The sequence below is a fragment of the Sphingomonas sp. CFBP 13733 genome (assembly GCF_014841795.1).
GTDB lineage: Bacteria > Pseudomonadota > Alphaproteobacteria > Sphingomonadales > Sphingomonadaceae > Sphingomonas > Sphingomonas aerolata.
This window is the reverse complement of record NZ_JACYUP010000008.1, coordinates 57,906-81,554: the sequence shown is the minus strand read 5'-3', so window position 1 is coordinate 81,554 and position 23,649 is coordinate 57,906. Positions and strand designations below refer to the sequence as shown.

Sequence of the window (23,649 nt, the reverse complement as noted above, 5' to 3'; positions counted from 1 at the left end):
ACTCTGACAATGCAGGTGTACGGTTTTAAGGCCATTTAAGAGTTAGAGTCGACGGGTGATGTATTAGCGGCCGTCGATCTGGTAAGGCGCACTTGCGACATGATTAATAAAGCTGGGACCGCAATGCCGGTTCACGAACAGGTCATCGCACGAAATTGCACTGCAACGATGCGGGAGCCCTCATGATCCGATCACTTCCTAGACGATGGCGCGCGATTGGTGCAACTGTGCTGATGCTCACGGTTCCTGCGTCGGCTCGCCCGCCTGAAATTGCCCCGTACCGCTGGACCAACGTGAAGGTTGGCGCAGGCGGCTATGCTCCCAACATCGTCTTCAGCCCGGCGGAGCGCGGTCTCGCCTATCTGCGCACGGATATGGGGGGCGCATATCGCTGGGACGACAGGGAACAGCGCTGGCTGCCGCTGCAGGACGGCAACGCCGTCCCGAGCTACATGGGCATCGAAAGCATAGCGCCCGATCCGCGCAGCCCGGATATTGTCTACATGGCCGCCGGCATGAACGCGGGCCAACCGGCCGCGATCCTCCGGTCCGGGGATCGGGGGCGGTCATGGCGCGTCACGCCGGTGCCGTTCGCGATGGGCGGTAATGAGGACGGCCGCGGGCTCGGCGAGCGGCTAGCTGTCGATCCAAATCAGACGCGTCGCCTGTTCTTCGGTTCGCGTCATGACGGGTTGTGGCGCAGCGAAGATGCCGGTGCGACCTGGGGCAAGGTCGCAAGCTTCCCCGTCGCGGGGCTCGGACGCCCGGCGTCCCGAAAAACGCATGGCGGCGTCTCCTTCGTGGCGATCGACGAAACAAGCGGTAGTGAAAGCAGGCCGTCCCGTCGAATATGGGCGGGCGTAGCAGATCCGGGTGAAGTACATCTCTATCGATCGGACGACAGTGGACAGACGTGGGTTGCGGTCAAAGGACCGCCGATGCTGGCGGCAAAGGGCGTGGTCGATGAGCGTGGCGTGTTGTGGGTCGGCTATGCGAGCGGGCTTGGACCAAGCGGAATCGCGACCGGCGCGGTGTGGCGCTACGAGGCAGACGGACGCGGACGCGACGTGACGCCGACGGCGTGGCGCGAAACCGGCGCGGAGGGAGCATTCCTTGGTGTTTCGGTCTCGCGGATGACGCCAGGCACCGTCGCGGTCACGACCGTCGACCGATATCGGCATGGGGATTCGCTCTGGATCAGTCGCGACGACGGGCGCAGCTGGGACGATGTCGGTCCTCGCAGCAGGCGCAACGTATCCGAGACGCCGTTCCTGCTGCATGAAGGCAAAGGCGCGGATTTCGGACACTGGATCTCAGGTCTTGCAATCGATCCATTCGATCCGGCACACATCGCCTATACGACCGGTGCGACGGTCTATGCGACACACGGGGTGAGCAGTACGAGCGTCAACTGGACGCCGTGGACCAAGGGCATCGAACAGACCGCAGTCATCACCCTCGCGTCGCCGACAGGCGGCGCGCCACTGATCTCGGGCTTTGGGGACTTGGCCGGCTTCGTCCATGATGATCTCGACCGTTCGCCACAGCCGACCTTCATCAATCCGTACATGTCGAATACCAACAATGTCGATTACGCCGGGCTCAACCCGAACGTGATCGTGCGTAGCGGCAGCCTGTATCTTGATCGCCCACGCGAGGCTTCGATGGGCCGCTCCGAGGATGGCGGCCGAACGTGGACGATGGTCAAGTTGCCGCCGATGGGTGATCCGGCGAAACGCGAGGATCTGAATGGCGATTGGCCGATCACCGTCTCGGCGGACGGCGCGACGATGGTGGTGGCGACCCCCGTTCCGCAAGTCTCACGCGATCGCGGACACAGCTGGTCCGTGGTTCGCGGCCTGCAGGGCAGGACCCGCGCAGTGGCCGACAAGCGTGATCCGCGTCTATTCTACGCCGTGGACGTCGAGCGCAGCCGGGTACTCGTTTCGCGCGATGCGGCGGCTAGTTTCTCGGCCGTGACGGCGCGCGGACTGCCCGCCGGTCTCAGCCGGGCCGGGCGACAGGACCGCGAGGCGCAGAGCGCGCTTGTCGCAGACCCCGCGCGGACGGGCACGCTGTGGCTGCAGGCGGGCGAGCGGCTGTTCCTCAGCACCGATGCCGGGCAAAGCTTCGCGCCGGCCAGCGGCAACCTCCGTGTCGAACTCTACGGGCTCGGCAAGAACGGCCTGTTCGCGGTCGGAACGCTCGACGGCATTCACGGTGTGTGGCGATCGGTAGACCGCGGGGGAAGCTGGTCGCGTATCGACGACGACGCGCATCGCTGGGGTGCACGGTACCGTGTCATCTCGGGCGATCCTCGGCGCGAAGGCCGCGTCTATATCGGTACAGACGGTCGCGGCCTGTTCTACGGCGACCCCGTGGAGGTTCGATGAGCCCGCAAGGTATCGTTCCAGCGGGAATGCACGCAGCGCAACCTGCCCTCGGGCGGGACACCAGAATATTGAGAGTCTAGCGATTTCCAGAACGGCCGCGAGTGCTGAAGTCCACGAGGGGCCATTAGCACTGAGCCACGAACGACATCCGGGAGAATGACGATGAAGGCAATTTTAACGGCGCTGCTGCTCGGCAGCGCGATGACAACAGTTCATGCACACGCACAGAGGTTCGAACGAACCACGGGGGGCGTCAAGGTGACCCCCGCAGGTGGTTCCGCCGCGAGCGTAGAGGTCTCCGTGCACGGCGACGGCATCATCCACGTCGTCACGACGCCGAAGGGTGCCGGTACGGCCCCTCGCGCTCCAAGCCTGATGGTGGCGCAGCCGCCCGCCGTGGGTACGTTCGAAGTGGCCAAGTCCGCCGGACAGGTGCGTATCACCACCCGCAAGGCAACCGCGGAAGTTGCGCTCGCCACCGGTCAGGTCCGCTTCCTTGACCCCTCCGGCAAGCCGCTGCTCGCCGAAGCCGGTCCCGTCCGCTTCGCGCCGGCCACCGCGGACGGGAAGCCATATGTCTCCGTCTCGCAGCAGTTCAACCGCGGCACCGACGAGGCGCTCTACGGTCTCGGCCAGCATCAGAACACGCAGATGGACTATAACGGCGAAGACGTTGAACTCGCGCAGCACAACATGGATATCGGCGTTCCGTTCGTCGTCTCGACGCGTGGTTACGGCCTGCTGTGGGACAATAATTCGATCACTCGCGTCGGCAATCCCAAGCCCTACGCCTTCGTAGGCGAGGGAATGAAGGTCACGAGCGGTGGCAAGCCCGGCTGGCGGGCCGAGTATTTCCTGGACGGCAAGTCCGCAGTGACGCGGCAAGAGCCCACGATCGACTACCAGTTCATCGAGGATCAAAAGAAGTGGCCAGAGGCCGCGAAGGCACGTACCGTCGCGGCGACTGGCGGCCAGAACACCGCTGGCAACGCGGTGCAGAAGCAGACGGTGGTGTGGAGCGGTGACGTTATGCCTACCGCGACTGGCACCCACAAGTTCAAGCTCTACGGGTCGAGCTACTACAAGGTCTACGCCGACGGGAAGCTCGTGCTCGACCGCTGGCGACAGAACTGGAACCCGTGGTTCGCCAACGTTGATTTGCCGATGACGGCCGGCAAGCCTGTGGCAATCCGTATCGAGTGGGAGCCGAACGCCGGCTACATCGCGTTCTTCCACAATGATCCTATGCCCGACGCGGACCGCCATTCGCTGTGGTTCACCAGCGAGGTAGGTCAGGCGAAGGACTATTGGTTCATTCCCGGCGGTGGCATCGACGGCGCGATCGCGGGATACCGACAGATCACGGGCAAGTCGGAGATGATGCCCAAATGGGCGTACGGCTTCTGGCAGTCGCGTCAGCGCTACGAGACCGCGGACCAGCTGACGGGTGTGGTCGATCAGTATCGCAAATTGAACATCCCGCTCGACAACATCGTGCTCGACTGGCGCTATTGGCGCGACCCCGAGTGGGGTAGCCACCGCTTCGACGCCACGCGCTTTCCCGATCCGGCGAAGATGCTCACAGACGTGCACGGCGATCACGCCAATTTCATGATCTCGGTCTGGCCGAAATTCTATCCCACGACCGACACGTACAAGGAGCTCGCGGCGGCGGGTCTCGTGTACCAGGGCAATCTGCGCCAGGGGAACAAGGACTGGGTCGGCCCAGGCTTCGCCAGCACGATCTACGATCCCTATTCAGCCAAGGGACGCGACATCTTCTGGAAGCAGATCGAGGGGCGGCTCGCGAACCTGGGCGTCGATGCCTGGTGGGCCGACGCGTCCGAGCCCGACCAGCATTCGAACACTTCGATCGTCCAGCGTATCGAACAGATGGGGCCGACGGCGATCGGGCCCGCAGCTCAGTATTTCAACAGCTATCCGCTGATGAACGCGCGCGCCTTTTATGACGGCTGGACCGCGTACAAGCCGAACGTGCGGCCGTTCCTGCTCACCCGTTCCGGGTTCGCCGGTCTGCAGCGCTACGGCGCAGCGATCTGGTCGGGCGACGTGGCCAGCCGCTGGTACGATCTGCGAGCGCAGATCTCGGCCGGCGTCAACGCATCGATGTCGGGCATCCCGAACTGGACGCACGATATCGGCGGCTTTGCGGTCGAGGATCGCTTCGCAAGCAAGACGCCGACCGCAGCCGATCTGCAGGAGTGGCGCGAGCTCAATCTGCGCTGGTTCCAGTTCGGCGCGTTCAGCCCACTGTTCCGCAGCCATGGCGAATATCCGTATCGCGAGATCTACGAGATCAGCCCAGAAGGCTCACCGATGCGGGCGTCGATGATCCGCTACGACGAACTGCGCTATCGCCTATTGCCGTACATCTACACGGTGGGTGCCGACACCTACATGAAGGACGGCAGCATCATGCGCGCGCTCGCGGCCGGCTTCCCTGGTGACCGCCAAGTGCGCCGGATCGACGACGAGTATCTGTTCGGCGACGCGTTCCTTGTGGCGCCGGTGACGTCGTACAAGGCGCGCAACCGGTCGGTCTACTTCCCCAGCGGCACGACCTGGTACGACTTCGATAGCGGCCGGGTCTATAAGGGTGGCACCAGCGCTACGGTCGACGCGCCGTTCGAACGGCTGCCGCTGTTCGTGCGGGCGGGGGCGATCGTGCCGACGGGACCGGTGACGCAATATGTTGACGAGCGCCGCGACGCGCCGCTGACGATCCTGATCTACCCGGGCGCCGACGGCAGCTTCTCGCTGTACGAGGACGACGGACGGTCCACCGGATACAAGACGGGCGCCTTCTCGCGCATTCCGATCGCCTATGACGACCGCAGCGGCACAGTGCGCTTCGGGCCACTTGAAGGCGGCAGATGGGAAGGCATGCCTGCGACGCGCAAGTTGCGCGTGAAATGGGTCGTCGCGGGTCAGACGGCCAAGGACGACGCGTACGACGCGGAGGTCACCTACACTGGCCGGCCGGTCGAACTAGCGAGACGGAACCGCTGACGGCGACGACCAACGACAGACGACATGGGAGGAATGCAGATGACGGTATGGCGCGCCTTGGCCCTGATGGCCGCAATGGGAGCCGGAACCACGGCAATCGCGCAATCGGGCCAGGCTCCGATAAAGCAGTCGCCGATGCGGCCGGTGGCACGCTATGCCAATCTACGCGCCGCGATCTACATCGCGGTCAAGGACGCCCGCGCCCTCGCGGACCGCACGACGTTCGACCGACAGTTCGCTCGCGCCGCCTCGCAGCTGCATTTCGATAAGGTCTACATCGAGGCGTATCGCGACCACGAATTCGCGACCGCCGAGGAGTTGGAGCGGGTGAAGGGCTATTTTCAAGAGAAGGGCATCGCGACCGCGGGCGGCATCACGCTCGCGGCCGGTGGGAAGAATGGCCAGTTCGGCACCTTCGACTATGAGGATGCGGACGATCGGGCAGAATGCGAACGCGCCAGCCGGCTGGCAGCACGCCATTTCGACGAAGTGATCCTGGACGACTTCTTCTTCTACACGTCGAAATCCGACGCGAACATCGCCGCCAAGGGCAAGCGCAGCTGGACGCAATATCGGCTCGACAGCATGCGCAAGGTAGCGCGTGACCTGGTGATCCGCCCCGCCAAGGCGGAGAATGCGCGCGTCCGGATGATTATCAAATACCCGAACTGGTACGAGCATTTCCAGGGCTTGGGTTACGATCTCGACCAGAACGCGCAGGCGTTCGACGGTATCTATGCGGGCACGGAGACGCGCGATCCGACGCTGACCGATCAGTTTCTGCAGCAATATGAAAGCTATTTGATCATCCGCTATTACGAGAATATTCGCCCCGGCGGGAATGGCGGGGGGTGGGTCGACATTGCCAGCATTCGCTCGGTTGATCGCTATGCGGAACAGCTGTGGGACACGTTCTGGGCAAAGGCGCCCGAGGTCACCTTGTTCAACTGGCGTCCGATGAGCGAGGATGCGCCGGCCATCGCCGGCGACAGGCCATGGTCGTCCGACCGGACGAGCTTCGACTGGACCTCCGAGCTGGCGCGCTGGCGATCAGGTGGCACGCCGGGAACACCCGGCTGGGGCCGTGCGGCGGGGCTCGCGCTCGAGCGGATAGATCCGATCCTGGGGGCGCTTGGCAAGCCCGTCGGCGTCGCGAGCTACAAGCCCTATCAGTCGTCGGGCGAGGACTTCCTTCACAACTACTTCGGCACGATGGGCGTGCCGGTCGAACTGTCGCCTAGATATCCTGACACCGCCGACACGGTGCTGCTAACGGAGGCGGCCGCTGCGGACCCGGCGATCATCGAGAAGATCAAGGGCTCGCTGCGGCGCGGTGCCGACGTCGTGGTCACCTCCGGACTTGTTAAGGCATTGTCCGGTCATAGCTTTGCCGACCTTGCAGAATGGAACCCCACTGGAAACACCGTAAGCGTGTCGAACTACATCCAAGGCTTCGGGGCTGGCAACGGCACCCCGCTCGTCGACGCGTCGGATCCACGACCGGTGCTGATCCCCGACATCCGTTTCTACACCAACGACAGTTGGATGCTGGTGCGCGCATATGCCGGCGCCAAGGGCTATCCAATGTTGCTGATGAACCATTATTCGAAGGGCACGCTGTACATGGTGACCGTGCCTGAGAACCCGGCCGACCTCTATGCGCTGCCCCAGCCGGTGTTGACGCAGCTGCGCTCGGTGCTGGCGCGTCATGCCCCGGTACTGCTCGATGCCCCCGCCGAGGTCGCGCTGTTTACCTACGACAACGGCACGTTCGTTATAGAGAACTACCGCGACACGGCGGTCACCATCCGGGTCGGCGTCACCGGTGCGGCGCGGCTGCAAGAGATCGGCGGGCCGACCTCGCTCACGGCAGCCGGCGAGATCACCGGTGCGATGGGAGACAGCCGGCCGGCGTTCGCGCTTAGCATTCCGGCCCATTCGTTCCGCGCTTTCGGCCGCGGCGTCGCTAGCGCGAACTAACTCCGAACCGCCAGATCGTGGTCGAGCGGAAAACCTGCCCGGGGCGCAGTAGCGTGGTAGGGAAGTCCGGGCGGTTCGGACTGTCCGACAGATGCTGCGTCTCGAGCGCGATGCCGTCGAACGCGCGCATCACGCGGCCGCTAGGGCCCTTGTCCAACCCGTCGATATAGCCGCCCGAATACACTTGGATCGACGGCTCGGTCGTCTCCACACTCAATGTCCTGCCCGATCCAATATCGTCGAGCCGCGCTACCGTCGCCAGTCTACCCAGCGGCTTGTCGAACAGCCAGGCGTGGTTGTAGCCATGCTCGCCCATCGGCGGTACGCGGCTGTCGATCGCCTGCCCGAGCGCGCGCGGTTGCCGCAGGTCGAGCGGAGTGCCGACGACGGACGGAAAGGCGCCGGTTGGGATGCCGCTGGCGTCCGTTGCGACATAGCGTCGCGCGAGCACCTGCAAGCGCTGCCCGCGGATCGACCCGCTGCCCTCGCCAGCCAGGTTGAAATAGGCGTGGTTGGTGAGATTGAGCGCCGTCGGCTTCGAGGTCCGCGCCTCGTAGTCGATCTGCAGCGCGTTCCCGCCAATCAACCGATAGGTTACCGCGACCTGCAGTCGCCCTGGAAAGCCTTGGAAGCCGTCAGGACTGTCCAGACTAAAGGTTGCCGCTCGGGAGCTTCGCGACCGCACCGACCATTGCTGCGTGTCGAACTTGGCCTTGCCGCCCCCATGGAGCGCGTTGGGGCCGTCGTCCGCCATAAGCCGCACCGGCTTGCCGTCGATCGTGAAACCCGCGCCTGCTATCCGTCCAGCATAGCGGCCGATCGTCGCACCGAACGACACCTTGCTGTTCTTAGCGCGAAACTCTGCCGGGGTCGCGAAGCCGAGCAGTATGTTCGCGGGGATGCCGTCACGATCGGGGACTTCGATCTGTGTAACCGTAGCGCCGAATGGAATCAGACGGACGACCATGCCGGTGTCATTGTGAAGTTCGATGACATCGTTACTCGACTGTGCACTAGCGACCGGTGCTAAAGTGAGGGCAAGAACAATCATTATCTGACGCATATCTGCTCCGGATCCAGTTTGCGTATGGCTATATACCGTAGAAGATGCTGATACGCCCGGATAAAGGCATTCCTCGGACCTGTCTCATTGTCTATGTGCTTGATCTCACGTACGCTGGAGCGCCGACCAATCGGGGTTGATCATGCGGGCGAAGATCAGGTCGTTGATCGTCGCGACGGCATCATTCGGGGGAAGCGGCCATCGCCCGAACTTCCGTTCGAAATGACCGCCTGCGATCAGATGGTTGACCCCGCGCTCCATAGGCGCGGGACGGGCGAGCCTGTTTCGGTCGTCCCCCGACAAGTCCGTCATTCGATACCCTTGCCCATCGATACCGATTGCGGATCAGTCCGCCCTCGGCCGCGATATGGCATTCAATTGGGTGAGGCGACCCGGAACGCATGCGAGATGAGGGCGGCGTAAGCCATTGCCTGGAGCTTGGGGGGAACGCCCCCGGAAATCCGCGATCGTGCGAACGTCCAGTCGCAGGCCGCCCAGCAGCCACATTACTCCCAGGTCGCGTCCCGCCTCTGCCGCCAGGCACCGGCTCGACCGGACCCGGTTGAAATAGCCGTAGAGGTGGGGGTACAGCTTCAGCATATCAGCAGGGTCATAGCCGGGCCGACCTGCGCCTTGGGTCGCTCCAGCCAAAAGCACGCTCATCTATGTCTAGCTCGTCGATGAACACCGCGATGAACCATGTCAGGTTGTTCACCGATACGTAGTCATCAACCGACGCCAGCAGCAGTATTTGATCACGGGAAAGCCCTTCCTGTATTCCATGCCGGATCATATCGATCCGGCCACCACGAAATAATCCATCATGACGTTTTCAGACTGTCTGACTGTCTGGCGTATATTGCTGGTATACCCTGAGTAAGCATGCGATTTGGGACACAATCCTCGTTCAAACAGGGTTGGAAACAGCGAGATCGAACACCTCATTCCGGAGGTCTAGACCCTGCTCGAACACATTAGGGATGCGTCTGGCTTAGCCGCGTGGATCGCTGGGTCAGCCTCTGCCTTTAGAGGGCGATCACGAGATTCGTAGTCGATGGCATGAGCATCGGCACGTTTTGCATGTTTGACGCCTGGTTCGCGGCTGCCATCAGATCAACGTCAGTCAGATCGCGGCAATCGATCCATCATTTGACGTCAGTGATCGAAGGCATGCGTTACAGTCGGCGTCACTGTTTGGGTTTGGTTAGCGCTGCGAGCTGCTTGGCCCTGATCGTCGACGCCCAGCTGATTTGCCGATCGGTGCCGGTTAGCGGTGGAAGAGCAAGGTGTGAGACTTGCGTTGCTTAACGCTACCGCGGCACCTTCTCAGCCCGCTTTTCCGCAACGATGCAGTCTCGACAGGTAGTCGTCTTGAGCCACTTAGCCTTTCGTTCCTGCTAGCTGTCAAAGCCGGAAAGATAGTGAGCCCGCTCGTGACCGCAGGCATGAATGATCCGCTGGTTCATGGCTGTTCGTGGTTTGTGCGCAACGGCAATTAGTCAGGTTGAATCAGAATTGCATTGAGTAGCTGACAATGTAAACCAGAGGCATGCTTGACCAGCTAAACTGGGGCAACCCCGTCGGCATTTGCCAGACATGAGCCAATCAACGTACCACTGAGCCGGACGCGCTTCGTTACCGGATCTATCGGGGTGTGGTGCAGTTCCAGCTCGTAGCGCCACCAACATCGCGGCGAAGATAGAAGGCCCCGTCATCTTGTATCAGGGTACCAATCTCATTGATCCGGGTTCATTCGTCACCATCGCTACGCCGTTACTTCATCATGATCGTGAGAGTTTGCGGGATATCATTGCGCGTTATCGATTTACTTCGGTGGGGCTCATGATTCTGCTAACCTGTTCTCGATCGGTCTTCAAAGGCTGATATTACGTCGCGCCATTTCAACAAACGCCGTATCCCCGATTGGTGAGCGGGGTTCGGCTTTAAATATGTCAGCCAAATCGAGCAGATCTTCTTTGGAAAGGTTCGCGATTGAGGCTTCGATCTCGGCAAGGCGCCGCACTGCGTGATCGCCGCGATCGGCGACCCGCTTCATTCTTGTCTTGAGCATATGGCTTTCTATCATAAACGTCGCGGGGGCGGCAGTGGCATTTACGGGTGATTTGCCGAGGTCATTCAGCCAAAATGCCCTATCTGCGGGCGAAAGAAGCTTCGTTAGTGGAGAGCCGGACCTCGTTCCGGCAGCAGATCGCGAAGCGGCAGGAACGTACAGCTTTAACAGTAAACGGCGTGATCTGGGGATCGCGAGCTCGCTGTTGGGCCATCGACCAAAATGCCTGCTGTCAGAAGTTATACGTGCCCCAGGCGCTAAACGAAAAACCCCAACCGGTTTCCCGGCTGGGGTCTATCGAACCCCTAGCTTGCATCGCCGAGGGTCCTGCCGGATTACTCCGGACTTAAGCCTGATACCCGGCAAGCCGGGTAGCGCAGGAACGAGAGGCATATACGCTGCTGTTCCTTAAGGTTCAATGACGATCCCGATTGCTGCTGAGACAGCTCGGCGAAGTTGGTCAACCTTAGCCTTTTCAAGTTCGATCTGATGGTACTGCCGAACGCCGGTCACGCGATGCTTGCTATGAGGAAGGTTGAGGCGAGTGTAGCCCACAGTTGCTACCATGTCGCACTTGGCCCAGCGCGGCCCTGGTCCCCACGGCTCTGAAATCTCATTGGGCACCTCGATGTGCCATGGTTCGACCGGGGTAGGGGCAGACATTGATAGTGGTACGACGGTCACCAGCGCGTCTCGACGTTTGAGTTTGGGCGAGATCGTAACCGCTAGCCGTCGCTTGATCATCTCCGGAGCTCTGAAGCCTGTAGTGTAATCGCAGATAACGATTGTGCCCGGTCGGGGATGGTAAGGAAGCGGCATGCTTGCTCGTAACGCGCGTTCTTGGACGAGGCCAGCTATGCCGCGGCGATCACGGCCGTCGGCCTTGTACTATTGAACATGAATGATTGGCTGGAGCTGGAGGCCGAGAAGGGCGCGCGAAAGCGGTCCCACCAGCTGACCACGACCATCCGTCCAAGCGATTGAATCTATGACTGTTTATGACGTTTACCTTGTTTTTAATATTATAAGGATTGTGTTTTGCCTGTTTTTCCATGCTCACCCGTACGAGTAAATTCTGAGATTGAAGAGTGAAACTTTCAACAAACACTGTAATGTAAGGGCAGCATTGCTGACATAGCTACGTCATTTTACGCTCATACGCCTGGATCGTGGACTGCAAGGTTGTTCGGTCAAGTCACTCTACGGATGGCCCCCGCGAAACGATTTAGCTCGCTCCACTAACCGGGGCAGCATCCATGATTTTTAAGATCGCTGCTGCCGCTGATCTGGCGCGTCAATGCGCGCCAGGTGTGGCCGTTGAAACGATGCTATCGGTGATCCACACGGAAAGCCGGTTCAATTCGCTGGCGATCGGCGTCAATCGTGGTGGTCGGTCCAAGCCGAAACCGCGCAGCTACGCCGAAGCCGTAAATACGGCGTATGCCCTTATCCGTGCCGGATATAATATCGACCTCGGGCTAGGTCAGATTAACAGCGCGAACCTTCGACGGTTAAACCTGTCGATCGAAGACGCCTTTGATCCGTGCCGTAGCCTGACCGCAGCCGCTACAGTGCTGACCGCGAATTATCTCCGCGTCCTGCCGCGTTCGCAGTCGACGCAGCACGCGCTCGCTACGGCGCTGTCGATGTATAACACCGGCAAGGAATGGCGCGGCTTTACGAACGGCTATGTCGGCCGCGTGTACGGCTCGGCCGGGACGGTCGTTCCTAGCATTGCCGGGCTTCCTAAGCTGGCTCCCCCTTCCACGGTTCTAGCCATGAACCGGCCATCAGATTTCGGCGCGGTCGCCCGCCGTGCCGATCCCCAACCCGCTCCGCCTGTACGCCTACCAGAGGAAGGCTCTCCCGTTCGGGAGGCTCCTGCTGTGAGCGTGCAAGGCGTGATGGTGTTTCAATGACGGGCAACACCTACCGAAAGGACGGACAAGTGCTGAAACGACACCACGAACACCTCAACGGGCATTATGATTCCGCCCGTCGTACAAAGGATCTGACGCGGTTCGCCATTGCGGCGGTCGCGTGCTGCCTGATCGCTCATCCTGCCTACGCTCAAGGCACGGGCAACATTCAGAGCTTTGCGGACTCGATCAAAGAGTTCGTAACCGGGACGTTCGCAAAGAGCGTCGCGGTCATCGCGATTGCCGTCACCGGCTATCGCTTCTTCACCGGCCGCGCGAGTGCCGGGCCGCTGATCGCCGTCGTTGGCGGCTGCTTCCTGATCTTCGGCGCGTCGTGGTTCCTCGATCAAATCGTGGGCGGCTGATCGATCGCTGCTGACGACGCCTAAACCAACTGGAGAACGATCTTGGGTGACGACGAACCACTAATCAGCGAGCCGCTTTTCTTGGCGGTCACGCGCCCGGCTATGTGGTTCGGCGTCCCCATCGAGGCCGGTATTCCGATGGCGATCGCGGGCGTCCTCGTCCTGATCGTCTCGGACAATCCGATTTACGGCGTGATTGTCGCAGTCGTCGGATTCGGGATCGCCCGGCTTGTCGTGCGTCACGATCCCAACGCCTTCCGGCTCCTGAACCTCGGCGTTCAAACGAAGTGGAAAAACCGGGACCGCGCGTGGTGGGGCGGTAGCTCTTACTCGCCGCTCCCTGTGAAGGCTCTCAAGCGCAAGGGTTTTGCAGGTGAATAAACCGACCGTCGCCGAAAAGCTCCAGACGCCTTGGAACATCGCCAAGCGCGAACAGGAACCTAAGCGCTTCCTCCCATACTCACGCCATATCGACGATCATGTGATTGCGCTCGATGACGGCTCGCTCCTGACGATGTTTCGTCTCGACGGCATGGCATTTGAGACGGCCGATCGCTCGGACCTCAATTCGTGGCACGAAAATCTAAACAGCATTCTCCGCAATAGCGCGGACGAACGCGTTGCATGGTGGACGCATACCGTTCGCCGCCGCACCGACACTTATCCGGATGGCGCATTCCGATCGGAGTTCGCCCGCGACCTCAACGAGACGTATCGCGGCCGGGTCACGTCGGAACGCATGTTCGTCAACGAACTCTACCTGTCGATCGTCATGCGCCCGGCTGTTGGCGCTGCTGACAAGCTCGCGGTGGCGTTCAAAAATCTGGTGTCGAAACAGGCTCGCGTTGATGCGCTGGCAAAGGTCGACGAGGAAGACCTACAGCGATTTAACGAACGCGCCAGCGAGACGGCAAAGCTGCTCGGGCGGCTCTCTCCGAAACGCCTCGGCCTGTATGAGTTTGACGATCTGCTGTTCTCCGAACCGCTGGAGGTTCTGGAGCTGATTATGATGGGCGCATATCGGCGGATTCCGCTGGTGCGTGGTCATCTAGGTTCGGCGCTCTATGGCGAACGCCTGATCTTCGGACGCGAAGCCGTCGAAATTCGCGCGCATGACCGTAGCCGCTTTCTCGGCCTTTTCGGCATTCGCGAATATCCGTCACGCACCCGGCCGGGGATGCTTGATTCCCTGCTCAACGCGGATTTCGAGTTCGTGATGACGCACTCGTTTGCGTTCCTCGGCAAGAATGACGGAATGACGCGACTGATCCGTAAGCGCCGCCAGCTCGGCAGCACTGACGACGAAGCCGTGTCGCAGGCCGAAGCGCTGTACGACGCCGCGAACGATCTGGCGGATAACCATTTCGTGATGGGCGAACATCATTTCTCGATCGCTGTATTTGGCGATACCGTTCGCCAGCTCAACGATAACCTGTCGTCGGCGCGCGCTGCTCTGTCGGACGCCGCAATGGTGTCAGCACGCGAGACAAGCGCGAACGAAGCCGCGTTCTGGAGTCAGCTCCCCGGCAATTTCACTTGGCGCGCGCGGCCCTCGGTCATCACGTCACGCAATTTTGCGGCAATGTCGCCGTTCCATACTTTGCCGGCTGGAAGGCCCGATAGCAACCATTGGGGGTCGGCCGTTGCGCTGCTCCAGACAACCGCGCTGTCCCCGTACTATTTCAATTTCCACGTTGCCGATATTGGTCACACGGCCATTTTCGGACCGACCGGCAGCGGTAAAACCGTCGTCCAAAACTTCTTCATGGCGATGCTGGAAAAAAGCGGCGCGCGGCAAATCTTTATCGACAAAGATCGCGGCGCGGAAATCTATGTCCGTGCATCTGGCGGGACATATCTGTCCCTGCAAAACGGCCTTCCGACCGGCTTCGCGCCGCTCAAGGCGTTTGATTATACCCCGGAAAATGTGTCGTTCCTTAGCGGTTTCATCCGCCAACTGGTACGCCGCGAGGACACGCATCTGACTGTCGCGGAAGAGCGGCTAATTCACGAGGGCTTGGTTGCTCTCGGCCGTCTTCCTGCTCACCAACGCTCGATCCGCGCCCTTCGCGAAGTGCTGGGGTTCAAGGATGCGGAAGGCATCGGCGCGCGTCTGGAGCGTTGGGCGGAAGGCGGGCCGCTCGGCTGGGTATTCGACAACGAGGCCGATGCGCTCTGGCTGGAGGCGCGTTTCCTCGGGTTCGATATGACGGATTTCCTCGATAACGAGGAAGTTCGCACCCCTGTTATGATGTATATGTTCCAGCGGTTTGAAGAGCTGTTGGACCGCAAAGAGCGTCTCGTCATCGATATCGACGAGTTCTGGAAGGCGCTGGGTGACTCGCAATTCACCCGGTACATTGAAGACGCATTGCTTACCTACCGTAAGCGCAACGCCTTCCTGATCTTCGGCACACAGAACCCGGATCATGCGCTGCGCTCTCCGATCGCGAGTAGCATCGTCGGCCAGGTCGCAACGCTCATCATCATGCCGAACCCGAAGGCGAGCGAGGAAAGCTATCGCGTCGGGCTGGGTCTGACCGCGAAAGAGTTCAATCTGATCCGTCGCGAGCTGGTTCCGGAATCCCGGCAATTCCTCATCAAGCAGGGTCACGATTCAATCGTGGTGAAACTCGACCTCGACGGCCTCGACGACGCGCTGGCGATCCTGTCGGGCCGGTCGTCGACTGTCGGGCTTCTCGACGAATTGCGCGCCGAGTTGGGGGACGATCCCAAGGCTTGGCTTCCCGAGTTCCACCGCCGCCGCAAGTGGCTCAAGTAAGGAGAGAAGACGATGAAACGATATGTAATCGGACTCGCCGCGCTCATGCTCTGCACAACCGCACCAGCGGCAGCGCAGGGCATCCCCGTCTATGATGGGACTTCATACCTCAAGCTGCTGGAACAGGCGAAGACCGCCGCGTCGCAGCTCAACAAGCTGCAAGAGACGTATAATCAGGCGGTGAAGGCGTATGACGCCGCGAACGGTATCACCAACGTCAACGATATCGGCTCGATCCTCAACAGCCCGCAATCGCGAAATTGGATCCCTTCCGAAGCGAAGGATATCCAAAAGCTGATGAGCGGCGCGAACAATCAGCTCGGGTCGCTTGGCACGGCTGCAACGAATATCCGCAACGGGCGTCGCGTGGACATTCCCGCGCTGAATGGCACCGCTTCCGATCGGGACCGTGCCAACAGGACGGCGCTCGATTCCGCTGGCAATTCTGCCGCGACAGACGCCGCAATTGCTGAGGCTGCCTATGGCGCGACTGGCACGCGAACGCAGGGGCTAGAGCAGCTTCGCAAGTCGCTCGACACGGCAACAACGCAAAAACAGGTGCAAGACATTCAGGCCCGGATCGCGGTCGAGCAAGCGCATATCGATAACGATCTAATGCAGTTCCAGGCGGTGCAAGCGCGGCGCACGGCGGAACGCGAGTTAGTCGGCCAGCAAATGCTTGAAAAGTCTGCTGCCGATCGCGCCGCGACGATCAAGCGGAGGGTGACACAGTGAAGATCGCAGTTTTGCTGATTGCGACGGCCTTCGCTGTAAGTGGGTGTCAAAAAGAGGTGCCAGTCGAGCCGCGCTCGCAAGAGTTCTTCATGACGCACGATCAGGAACGAGCGACCGTCATCAAGGCGTGTAAAACAGGCGTCGGGGACCACAACTATCAACCACAAGTGGAGTGCGGGGACGCAGTTCTGGCACAGTCTCGGGTTGATCGTGCTGCAACCATCAAACGTCGCTTAGGAAATTAAGCCGATGGACAGCCCCGATCTTTTTTCGAGCGCATATGTGTATCTTACTACGCAACTCAATATATTTCTAAATGCTCGCTATGCATCCGTAGTCGACGGAGTACGCGGGCCGCTCTTATCGGGTCTGGTCATATACATTGCGGTATATGCGTTCGCGATCATGCGCGGGGTTGTCCAAGAGCCACTTACCGACTTCGTTTACCGTGGCGTTAAGCTGGCGATTATCTTCGCAGCGGCAACGACTGTTGCTTACCAAGATTGGATTACCAATCCGCTTTTCCACGGCGCTCCAGAGGCTATTACTCAAGCCGTTGCTGGAAAGTCCTACACCTCAATGGGGGCGGTCTTTGACGGCCTTGAGGCGCAGTCGTTGGTAATCGCTGACAGACTACAGACAGAGGCCGGATTGGTCACGTGGACCTCACCCGGAAAGGCAATTCAGCTCTACGTTCTGTCGCTGGTTGTGCAGCTTTTTGCTGAAATCGCGGCAGTTATAGGTTTTGGTGTGAGTATGCTGGCCTTGGTATCGCTAGCGATTATCATTGCAATGGGGCCGATCTTCATCGCCTTATCCCTCTTCGATTGGGGGAAGCGTTACTTTAACGGCTGGCTTAACCAAGCCTTCAATTACATTATTCTGCTCGCCATCATAACGACAATGGCAGCGCTCATAACGGATATGGGCGATGTGGTTTTGAAAAAGGCCGGTACGGGCGATGTTGTAGAAGTAGCAATGTTTTACATCGCATTCTTTGCGCTCGGCGCATTCTTCTTCTTTCAGGCTCCCGCAATCGCTTCCGGCATTGCTGGCGGCGCGTCGGCTGGCGCGAGCGATCTTGTTGGCAACGTCGCCCGTGCTGCGGGTCAACGGTGGTTGCCGACAAAGGGCGGTAGTGGCGGCGGTCGCGGGGCCGGGGGTGGAAAATCCTCCGGTGGCGGCTCGGTCGCGAAAACTTAATCTAGCTCGGGGAACGTCATGATCTGCAATTTGAATAACCGACGCTCGCGCGGGTTTAGACTCGCGGCAATCGTCATCGCTCTTGCGGGTCCGCTCGCTGGGTGCGCCACGTCCAAAACGCCTAAGCTCGCTGTCTGTGACGGTCGACACAAGCGGCCAGCGAACCCTTACGGAAGCATCCTGCCGGGTGCGCCGCCTGTCGTGTACGTCCCCGGTAAAAAGGGCGTGCCGGTTCCCATACCAGCGCCACCAGCGCCAGGTGCGCCCGCACAGGTCTTCTCGCCCGATCCTGCGGCAACGTCCGCCCTCACGCCCGACGCCTCGCGTCGGGTCTTCGCTAGCTGCTGATAGGAGCCTAAATTGGCCGAAGGTGTCTCAAAGTCCGACCTCCAAAAGTATTTCGCCGATGCGCGAAGCTGGGACGAGGACCGCGCCCGCGCTGCGATCAAATCGAAGCGGTTTGCCTACATCATCGCGGGTGTTGGTGCTGCAACCGGCATTGCTGGCCTTGGGGCTGTCGCAATGCTCGTGCCGCTCAAGCGTATAGAACTCGTCACCGTCCGCGTTAATCAAACGACGGGCGCTGTCGACGTTCAAACGGAGCTAAGTGGCAAAAAACAGATTGCTTACGATGAAGCGGTTTCCAAGTATTTCCTCGCGAATTACGTTCGTCTGCGTGAAAGCTGGAACTCAGCTTCTGGTAAGGAAGATTTCAACGCTGTAGCAATCCTATCTACTACACCAGAGCAACAACGCTTGTCCGATCTTATGAACGTGGCAAACCCTAAAAGCCCTCGGGCTGTGCTTGGTGAAAACGGATTTGCAAATGCTCGGGTGACAAACATCACTTTCATCAACAACCGCGTTGCTAACGTGCGCTTCACGCGCACCGTTCAGACCGCGACCACGGAACCCACATCAACCGATTGGATTGCGACTGTGACGTTCGGTTACACCAATGCGCCAATGGCGGAAGGCGACCGCTACCGGAATCCTCTCGGGTTCCAAGTCGAGAACTACCGCGCTGATCCAGTGGTGGTCGGACGATGACGCGGGTTGCACTCGCGGCCTTGGCGCTGGGCCTAATCTCGGTTCCTGCGCTGGCATCCGAAACGCCTCGCGCTGGCTTTGCCGATCCACGCGTTCGCACCGTCAATTATGATCCGGAACAGGTTTACCGGATCGTCGGCGTCTTCCGCACGGCAACACAGGTGCTGTTCGGTAGTGACGAGGAAATCGTCAACGTCGCTGTTGGCGATAGCATCGCTTGGGAGGTCGTTCCGCGCGGCAACCTAGTGTTTATTAAGCCTCGCGAGCGCGCCGGTCCTACGAACCTGATCGTCTCGACGATGCACGCCGGGCAGTTGCGAAACTACACATTCGAGCTGACCGCACGGACAGGCTCGATCAAAGCCAATGCCCGCGACACATTCTTTCAGGTTCGCTTTCGGTATCCGGAAGACGAACGATTGAAGGAAGAGCGGATGCGGACCCTGCAAGCGGCGCTCCAGCTCGCCAAGGTGCAGGAAACCGCGATGAAAAGCGCGCTCGATCATGGCGTTTTGGAAGGGCCGCGCAACCTCGCCTATTCGCTCCAAGGCTCATCGGATCTCGCTCCCTCGGAAGTCTCCGACAACGGGCAATTTACGGTGCTGCGCTTTCCTGCAAATCGCGAAATGCCAGCGGTCTACCTCGTGCGACCTACGGGTGAGGAAACCCTAGTCCCGTTCGACGTGCGCGACGATTTCATGGTGATCCACACGGTAGCCAAACAATTCCGCCTCCGTCGGGGTGCGGAAGTCGTCTGCATCTACAACGAAAACCCCAAAACCTACGGCGTCGACCACGGCACCGATACCGCCTCGCCCCTCGTGGAGCGGACTATGAAGGAGGAAGAGCGTTGAGCACGATTCCGCCCATTACCGATAGCGAGCCTGTCGACCGTACCCCGCCAATCCGCGACCGCACGCCCGAACAGGCCGATATCCAGCGCGGTATTACGCCAGTCAGCCGGGCGAAACAGACCGGCAAGATTGCTCCGATCGCGGGCGGCGCTCTTGTCGTTGCGGCGCTCTTGTGGATCAACCTCGGGGGCCGCGATGACTCCGCAACGACAAACACTATGGCGATGGCAAAGAGCGCCAAGGAGCGGCAGACCGATACGGCAAGACAGGTTGCCGAATATCAGAACGGTACGCCGACGATCGCCACCGCTGCGACCGATCCCAACGCGCCGACGCTTGGGGCGTTGAACGTCGCGCCAGGTACACCGGGGACGACGACGCTCGCGAACGGCCAAGTCGTGCCGGCGATCCAACCGGGCGCATATCCAGCGACCGGGCAGGGGGGCGCAAACCAAATGTCGCCCGCGCAAACTCTCGCACAACAAAGCCGCCGATCCCCGCTGCTCGTGTTCGGTGCTGGCGACGATAGCGGCCCGGGCGGGCAAGCTGGGGCGCCAGCGGGTAACAATGGCGGCGGTCAGCTCGGGGGCATCCAGAACGCTTCGGCGGAACAGGAAGCGCCCGGCGAACTCGACCGGCTGCGCCGGGCATCGTCGATCGGTGAATCTCGCGCGACGATGATGCCAAACCGAAATTACCTCATCACAGCCGGGACGCTGATCCCCTGCATTCTGCAAACCGCGATGAACTCGACGCAGCCGGGCTATACCTCCTGCATCGTGCCGCGCGACGTGTTCAGCGAGAATGGTCGTGTCGTTTTGCTGGAAAAGGGGACGAAGGTTCTCGGCCAGTATCAGGGAGGACTCCAGCAGGGGCAAAACCGCCTTTTCGTGGTCTGGACTCGCGCCACGACGCCTCGCGGCGTTGCGATCGAACTCGGCTCGCCCGCGTCTGACGCTCTCGGCCGGGCTGGCATGGCTGGCGGTGTCGATACGTTCTTTTGGGCGCGCTTCGGCGGTGCTGTCATGCTGTCGCTCATCGATGCGGCCGGACAGGCGGGATCGAACGCAGTTGCTAGCAGCGGAAGCTATAACGTGTCGCAGCCGTCCAACGCGGCCGGGCAATCGCTCCAGCAGTCGCAGAATATCCGCCCGGTCCTCAAAAAGAACCAGGGCGAGGAAGTCGGCATTTTCGTCGCGAAGGATTTCAATTTCGCGGACGTTTACGGACTCGCGCTCAAGTGAACGTATCGAGCCATCTTCTCGATCACTACATGGAACCGCTGCGCGCTCTTCTCGCGCCGGACGACGTAACCGAACTTGTCATCAATCGGCCGGGTGAGGTCGGCATAGAACGGCGCGGCGGTTGGGTGTGGCATGATATGCCAGAGCTTGATTTTGCATGGCTTATGACGCTTGCCCGTGCCGCCGCTGCCGTCACCAAACAGGACATATCGGCCACCTCACCAATTTGCTCGACGGTTCTCCCAAGTGGGGAACGCTGTCAGTTCGTGATCCCGCCCGCGACGCTAGACGGCATCGTGTCGGCTACGCTCCGCAAGCCCTCAACGGTCACGATGGACCTCGACGCGCTAATAGATGGCGGCGTGTTCGATGAAACAGAACCGGCGTCACGCACCATTTCTCCGACCGATCTAGAGCTGAAAAGACTGCACGCCGCGAAAGATTGGAAAGCCTTCTTAAAGCTCGCTGTCGTCAGCAAGAAAAATGTCCTCATCAGCGGCGCGACCGCCTCGGGTAAGACCACGATATCGAAGGCGTTAATCCGGGAGATACCGGAAGACGAACGGCTGTTGACGATCGAGGACGCCCGCGAGCTGACGATGCCGCATAAAAACGTCGTCCATATGATGTACGCAAAGGACGGGCAAAGCCTCGCCAAGATCGGGCCGAAAGACTTGCTCGAAAGCTCTCTGCGAATGCGCCCTGATCGCATCCTGCTCCAAGAGCTGCGCGACGGGACCGCGTTCTTCTACCTACGCAACGTCAACTCGGGTCATCCCGGCTCGATTACAACCACCCACGCCAGTTCGGCCGAAGGTGCGTTTGAACAGCTAACCTTGCTCGTGAAGGAATCGGAAGGCGGGCGTGATCTTGCCCGTGACGATATCCGTGGTCTGCTTCGCAGTCTTATCGACGTGGTTGTTCAAGCGCATAAGGTTAAAGGCCGCTGGAAAGTGAAGGAGGTATTCTTTGAACCGTATATGGGGGAAAAGTCCGGCAACTAAGACGGCTGTTGTCGTCTGCGCCGTGATCGTCTTCGCTGTTCTATCATTCGTCATCGGTGTGTTCATTGCACTGGCGGCGTTGAAACAGATCAATTCGCATATGAGTTTTGCCGCGATCCCTAAGTGGGTCTGGTACTATCGGTATGATCCGATCCTGCAAACGTGGCTCATGCGCGGGTCGTTTCTCGGCGCGGCGCTGGTGGCGATCGGCGCGCTACTCCTGTTCCGGAATACCAAATCGCTCCACGGCGAGGCGCGCTTTGCCAACACCAAGGAAATCGAAACCGCTGGGCTTCGGTCGAATGACGGCATCCTGTTGGGTAAGTTTGCCGGGCGCTGGCTAACTACAAATTCGGAAGCGCATGTGCTGCTGGAGGCTCCCACGGGTGCCGGTAAGGGCGTCGGGATCGTCATTCCCAATCTATTGAATTGGGCGGGGTCGGTCGTCTGCCTCGATATGAAGCAAGAGAACTTCAACAAGACGGCTGGCTTCCGCGCCAAGCACGGCCAGGCGGTGCATCTGTTCGATCCGGTCAACCGGGAGGGGCTTACGTCCTGCTATAACCCGATCGGCTATATCGACCGCGCCGATCCCGTTCAGGTCGTCGACGAGTTGCAAAAGATCGGCGCGATGCTGTTCGCCGCGCCGGAAAAGGGAGATCCTTTCTGGGCGGAAGCTGCTCGGACGGCTTTTGTCGGTGTCGGCGCTTGGCTGGCCGCAACGCCAACGCTCCCGTTCACGATCGGGGAAATCTATCGCAGCATCACGACGGGCGATCCAAAGACCCGGTTCGCGCAAGAAATCATCGACCGGGAGGCGGCTGGAAAGCCGCTCTCGATCGCGTGCATTACGGCGCTATCTGATTTTACCTCGGCGTCGGACAATACCTTTTCCGGTATCAAACAGAGCGTCACGACAAAGCTCGGGCTTTGGCTCAATCCGTATATCGACAAGGCCACAGCGACGAGTGACTTCGATCTGCGCGAGCTGCGCCTAAAGCCAATGTCGATCTATCTCGGTGCGACCGTCAACAACATCGACCGGCTTGCGCCGCTCTACAACCTGATCTTTCAGCAGATTGTAGACCTCAACACAGATTCAAATATCGGTGAGTACGATCCGAAAACGCAACATCGCTGTTTGATCCTGCTCGACGAGTTCGCGAAGCTCGGCCGTGTGCCGGTGATCGTCTCGGCAATTTCCTTCGTTCGTAGCTACGGCTTGAACCTCTTAATCGTGGTCCAAAACAAAGCACAGTTGAAGGACGGTGCCGACGAAATCAGCGCGAACAGCGACGTTACGGTGGTTTATACCCCGAAGGAGTTTAAGGACGCCAAGGACATATCCGATCGCCTCGGGACACATGGGCTTGGCGCTAAGTCGAAAAGCCGGGGCGGGTCACTGTTCGGGCAGTCAAACAACAGCGTATCGGAAAGCGAACATGCCCGCGCACTCATGTTGCCGCAGGAAGTTCTATCCATGCCGCTCGACGAGATTCTAATCTTTAAGCGTGGCGTTTTGCCGATTAAGGCGGCGAAGCTCATTTACTACAAGATGGAAGAGTTCACGTCGCGCCTTCTGCCCGCGCCAAAGGTACAAGCTAGCGACGCCTCGGCGCTCCCCCCGCCTAGCTGGGTGGATAAGGCTCCCCGTGATGCCGGGGCAGTACCGCCAACGCCGCCAACGGAACCGGCTCCCGCCGCTCCAGGTGGTGCCGCTGCGGATGCACCAGCCGATGCCCCGCAACAGGCTTCCCCGGCTCCGCGCGAGCTGACGGACGAGGAAATCGATAGTCCTGCGTTGCTCGATACCAATGCGCTCATCTTGGGCGATGACGATCCTTTCGAGGCAATCAAAGCCGGTGCTGACAAGGTTGTAGCGGTCGAAAACTGGCTGGCTGGCGTGATGCACCCCGAAGACCGCGAGCGGGATGCCGCATAACCACGAAGGAGGAT

At 60.3% G+C, this 23,649-nt stretch carries 20 protein-coding genes; 15 read left to right on the top strand and 5 right to left on the bottom strand.

Annotated elements, in window-relative coordinates:
* The first annotated feature begins 182 nt into the window (after positions 1 to 182).
* From IFT71_RS18950 to IFT71_RS18940, 3 genes are all read left to right on the top strand, one after another.
* Positions 183 to 2,393, top strand: a complete 2,211-nt coding sequence (locus IFT71_RS18950; protein ID WP_244655052.1) for a hypothetical protein — start codon at positions 183 to 185, stop codon at positions 2,391 to 2,393.
* Positions 2,394 to 2,555: 162 nt separating this feature from the next.
* The gene (locus IFT71_RS18945) at positions 2,556 to 5,423 is read left to right on the top strand and encodes a glycoside hydrolase family 31 protein (RefSeq protein ID WP_192142886.1); all 2,868 of its coding nucleotides are present in this window, start codon (positions 2,556 to 2,558) and stop codon (positions 5,421 to 5,423) included.
* Between the two features lie 39 nt (positions 5,424 to 5,462).
* Positions 5,463 to 7,403, top strand: a complete 1,941-nt coding sequence (locus IFT71_RS18940) for a hypothetical protein (protein WP_192142884.1) — start codon at positions 5,463 to 5,465, stop codon at positions 7,401 to 7,403.
* Here IFT71_RS18940 and IFT71_RS18935 read toward each other — a convergent pair.
* From IFT71_RS18935 to IFT71_RS22035, 5 genes are all read right to left on the bottom strand, one after another.
* Positions 7,390 to 8,454, bottom strand: a complete 1,065-nt coding sequence (locus IFT71_RS18935) for an aldose epimerase family protein (RefSeq protein ID WP_192142882.1) — start codon at positions 8,452 to 8,454, stop codon at positions 7,390 to 7,392. The genes IFT71_RS18940 and IFT71_RS18935 overlap by 14 nt on opposite strands.
* Before the next feature lie 117 nt (positions 8,455 to 8,571).
* Positions 8,572 to 8,778, bottom strand: a complete 207-nt coding sequence (locus IFT71_RS18930; protein WP_192142880.1) for a hypothetical protein — start codon at positions 8,776 to 8,778, stop codon at positions 8,572 to 8,574.
* 33 nt (positions 8,779 to 8,811) lie between these two features.
* Positions 8,812 to 9,129, bottom strand: coding sequence for a transposase (locus IFT71_RS22040; RefSeq protein ID WP_446740774.1), 318 nt, complete (start codon positions 9,127 to 9,129; stop codon positions 8,812 to 8,814).
* A 1,210-nt stretch (positions 9,130 to 10,339) separates the two neighbouring features.
* Positions 10,340 to 10,522, bottom strand: coding sequence for a hypothetical protein (locus tag IFT71_RS18920; RefSeq protein ID WP_244655050.1), 183 nt, complete (start codon positions 10,520 to 10,522; stop codon positions 10,340 to 10,342).
* A 423-nt stretch (positions 10,523 to 10,945) separates the two neighbouring features.
* Positions 10,946 to 11,356: a type II toxin-antitoxin system PemK/MazF family toxin gene (locus IFT71_RS22035; protein ID WP_192142873.1), complete on the bottom strand. Its 411-nt coding sequence runs from the start codon at positions 11,354 to 11,356 to the stop codon at positions 10,946 to 10,948.
* A 437-nt stretch (positions 11,357 to 11,793) separates the two neighbouring features.
* On the opposite strand from IFT71_RS22035, the gene IFT71_RS18910 reads away from it, so the two are divergent.
* The 12 genes from IFT71_RS18910 to IFT71_RS18855 all read left to right on the top strand — a co-directional run bounded on the left by IFT71_RS18910 (position 11,794) and on the right by IFT71_RS18855 (position 23,635).
* Positions 11,794 to 12,456 (top strand): lytic transglycosylase domain-containing protein, encoded by a 663-nt coding sequence (locus IFT71_RS18910; protein ID WP_192142871.1) that lies wholly within the window; start codon positions 11,794 to 11,796, stop codon positions 12,454 to 12,456.
* Complete coding sequence (locus tag IFT71_RS18905) at positions 12,453 to 12,821, top strand: TrbC/VirB2 family protein (RefSeq protein WP_192142869.1); 369 nt, start codon at positions 12,453 to 12,455, stop codon at positions 12,819 to 12,821. The genes IFT71_RS18910 and IFT71_RS18905 overlap by 4 nt, the downstream gene beginning before the upstream one ends.
* Before the next feature lie 42 nt (positions 12,822 to 12,863).
* Positions 12,864 to 13,202 carry a type IV secretion system protein VirB3 gene (locus IFT71_RS18900; RefSeq protein WP_026046796.1) on the top strand — a complete coding sequence of 113 codons (339 nt, stop codon included), beginning with the start codon at positions 12,864 to 12,866 and terminating at the stop codon, positions 13,200 to 13,202.
* Positions 13,195 to 15,603: a VirB4 family type IV secretion/conjugal transfer ATPase gene (locus tag IFT71_RS18895; RefSeq protein WP_192142867.1), complete on the top strand. Its 2,409-nt coding sequence runs from the start codon at positions 13,195 to 13,197 to the stop codon at positions 15,601 to 15,603. The genes IFT71_RS18900 and IFT71_RS18895 overlap by 8 nt, the downstream gene beginning before the upstream one ends.
* 12 nt (positions 15,604 to 15,615) lie before the next feature.
* Positions 15,616 to 16,338 carry a type IV secretion system protein gene (locus IFT71_RS18890; protein ID WP_192142865.1) on the top strand — a complete coding sequence of 241 codons (723 nt, stop codon included), beginning with the start codon at positions 15,616 to 15,618 and terminating at the stop codon, positions 16,336 to 16,338.
* The gene (locus IFT71_RS18885; RefSeq protein WP_192142863.1) at positions 16,335 to 16,583 is read left to right on the top strand and encodes an EexN family lipoprotein; all 249 of its coding nucleotides are present in this window, start codon (positions 16,335 to 16,337) and stop codon (positions 16,581 to 16,583) included. Before IFT71_RS18890 ends, IFT71_RS18885 begins: the two co-directional genes overlap by 4 nt.
* A 4-nt stretch (positions 16,584 to 16,587) precedes the next feature.
* Positions 16,588 to 17,541, top strand: coding sequence for a type IV secretion system protein (locus IFT71_RS18880; RefSeq protein ID WP_192142861.1), 954 nt, complete (start codon positions 16,588 to 16,590; stop codon positions 17,539 to 17,541).
* Positions 17,542 to 17,901: 360 nt separating this feature from the next.
* Positions 17,902 to 18,591, top strand: a complete 690-nt coding sequence (locus IFT71_RS18875) for a virB8 family protein (RefSeq protein WP_192142859.1) — start codon at positions 17,902 to 17,904, stop codon at positions 18,589 to 18,591.
* On the top strand, positions 18,588 to 19,445 hold the full coding sequence (gene virB9, locus IFT71_RS18870; protein WP_010218643.1) for a P-type conjugative transfer protein VirB9: 858 nt from the start codon (positions 18,588 to 18,590) through the stop codon (positions 19,443 to 19,445). Before IFT71_RS18875 ends, virB9 begins: the two co-directional genes overlap by 4 nt.
* Positions 19,442 to 20,689, top strand: a complete 1,248-nt coding sequence (gene virB10, locus IFT71_RS18865; RefSeq protein ID WP_192142856.1) for a type IV secretion system protein VirB10 — start codon at positions 19,442 to 19,444, stop codon at positions 20,687 to 20,689. The genes virB9 and virB10 overlap by 4 nt, the downstream gene beginning before the upstream one ends.
* 29 nt (positions 20,690 to 20,718) lie before the next feature.
* Positions 20,719 to 21,693, top strand: coding sequence for a P-type DNA transfer ATPase VirB11 (virB11, locus tag IFT71_RS18860; RefSeq protein WP_192142854.1), 975 nt, complete (start codon positions 20,719 to 20,721; stop codon positions 21,691 to 21,693).
* Positions 21,659 to 23,635, top strand: coding sequence for a type IV secretory system conjugative DNA transfer family protein (locus IFT71_RS18855; RefSeq protein ID WP_197976233.1), 1,977 nt, complete (start codon positions 21,659 to 21,661; stop codon positions 23,633 to 23,635). The genes virB11 and IFT71_RS18855 overlap by 35 nt, the downstream gene beginning before the upstream one ends.
* The last annotated feature ends 14 nt before the right edge of the window (positions 23,636 to 23,649 follow it).

Coding starts and splice junctions, on each gene's coding strand:
- IFT71_RS22035 (WP_192142873.1), bottom strand. CDS start 11,356: ATGCCGCTTCCTTACCATCCCCGACCGGGCACAATCGTTATCTGCGAT.
- IFT71_RS18880 (WP_192142861.1), top strand. CDS start 16,588: ATGGACAGCCCCGATCTTTTTTCGAGCGCATATGTGTATCTTACTACG.
- IFT71_RS18920 (WP_244655050.1), bottom strand. CDS start 10,522: ATGAAGCGGGTCGCCGATCGCGGCGATCACGCAGTGCGGCGCCTTGCC.
- IFT71_RS18910 (WP_192142871.1), top strand. CDS start 11,794: ATGATTTTTAAGATCGCTGCTGCCGCTGATCTGGCGCGTCAATGCGCG.
- IFT71_RS18905 (WP_192142869.1), top strand. CDS start 12,453: ATGACGGGCAACACCTACCGAAAGGACGGACAAGTGCTGAAACGACAC.
- IFT71_RS22040 (WP_446740774.1), bottom strand. CDS start 9,129: ATGAGCGTGCTTTTGGCTGGAGCGACCCAAGGCGCAGGTCGGCCCGGC.
- IFT71_RS18930 (WP_192142880.1), bottom strand. CDS start 8,778: ATGACGGACTTGTCGGGGGACGACCGAAACAGGCTCGCCCGTCCCGCG.
- IFT71_RS18950 (WP_244655052.1), top strand. CDS start 183: ATGATCCGATCACTTCCTAGACGATGGCGCGCGATTGGTGCAACTGTG.
- virB9 (WP_010218643.1), top strand. CDS start 18,588: ATGACGCGGGTTGCACTCGCGGCCTTGGCGCTGGGCCTAATCTCGGTT.
- IFT71_RS18890 (WP_192142865.1), top strand. CDS start 15,616: ATGAAACGATATGTAATCGGACTCGCCGCGCTCATGCTCTGCACAACC.
- IFT71_RS18935 (WP_192142882.1), bottom strand. CDS start 8,454: ATGATTGTTCTTGCCCTCACTTTAGCACCGGTCGCTAGTGCACAGTCG.
- virB11 (WP_192142854.1), top strand. CDS start 20,719: ATGGAACCGCTGCGCGCTCTTCTCGCGCCGGACGACGTAACCGAACTT.
- IFT71_RS18945 (WP_192142886.1), top strand. CDS start 2,556: ATGAAGGCAATTTTAACGGCGCTGCTGCTCGGCAGCGCGATGACAACA.
- IFT71_RS18940 (WP_192142884.1), top strand. CDS start 5,463: ATGACGGTATGGCGCGCCTTGGCCCTGATGGCCGCAATGGGAGCCGGA.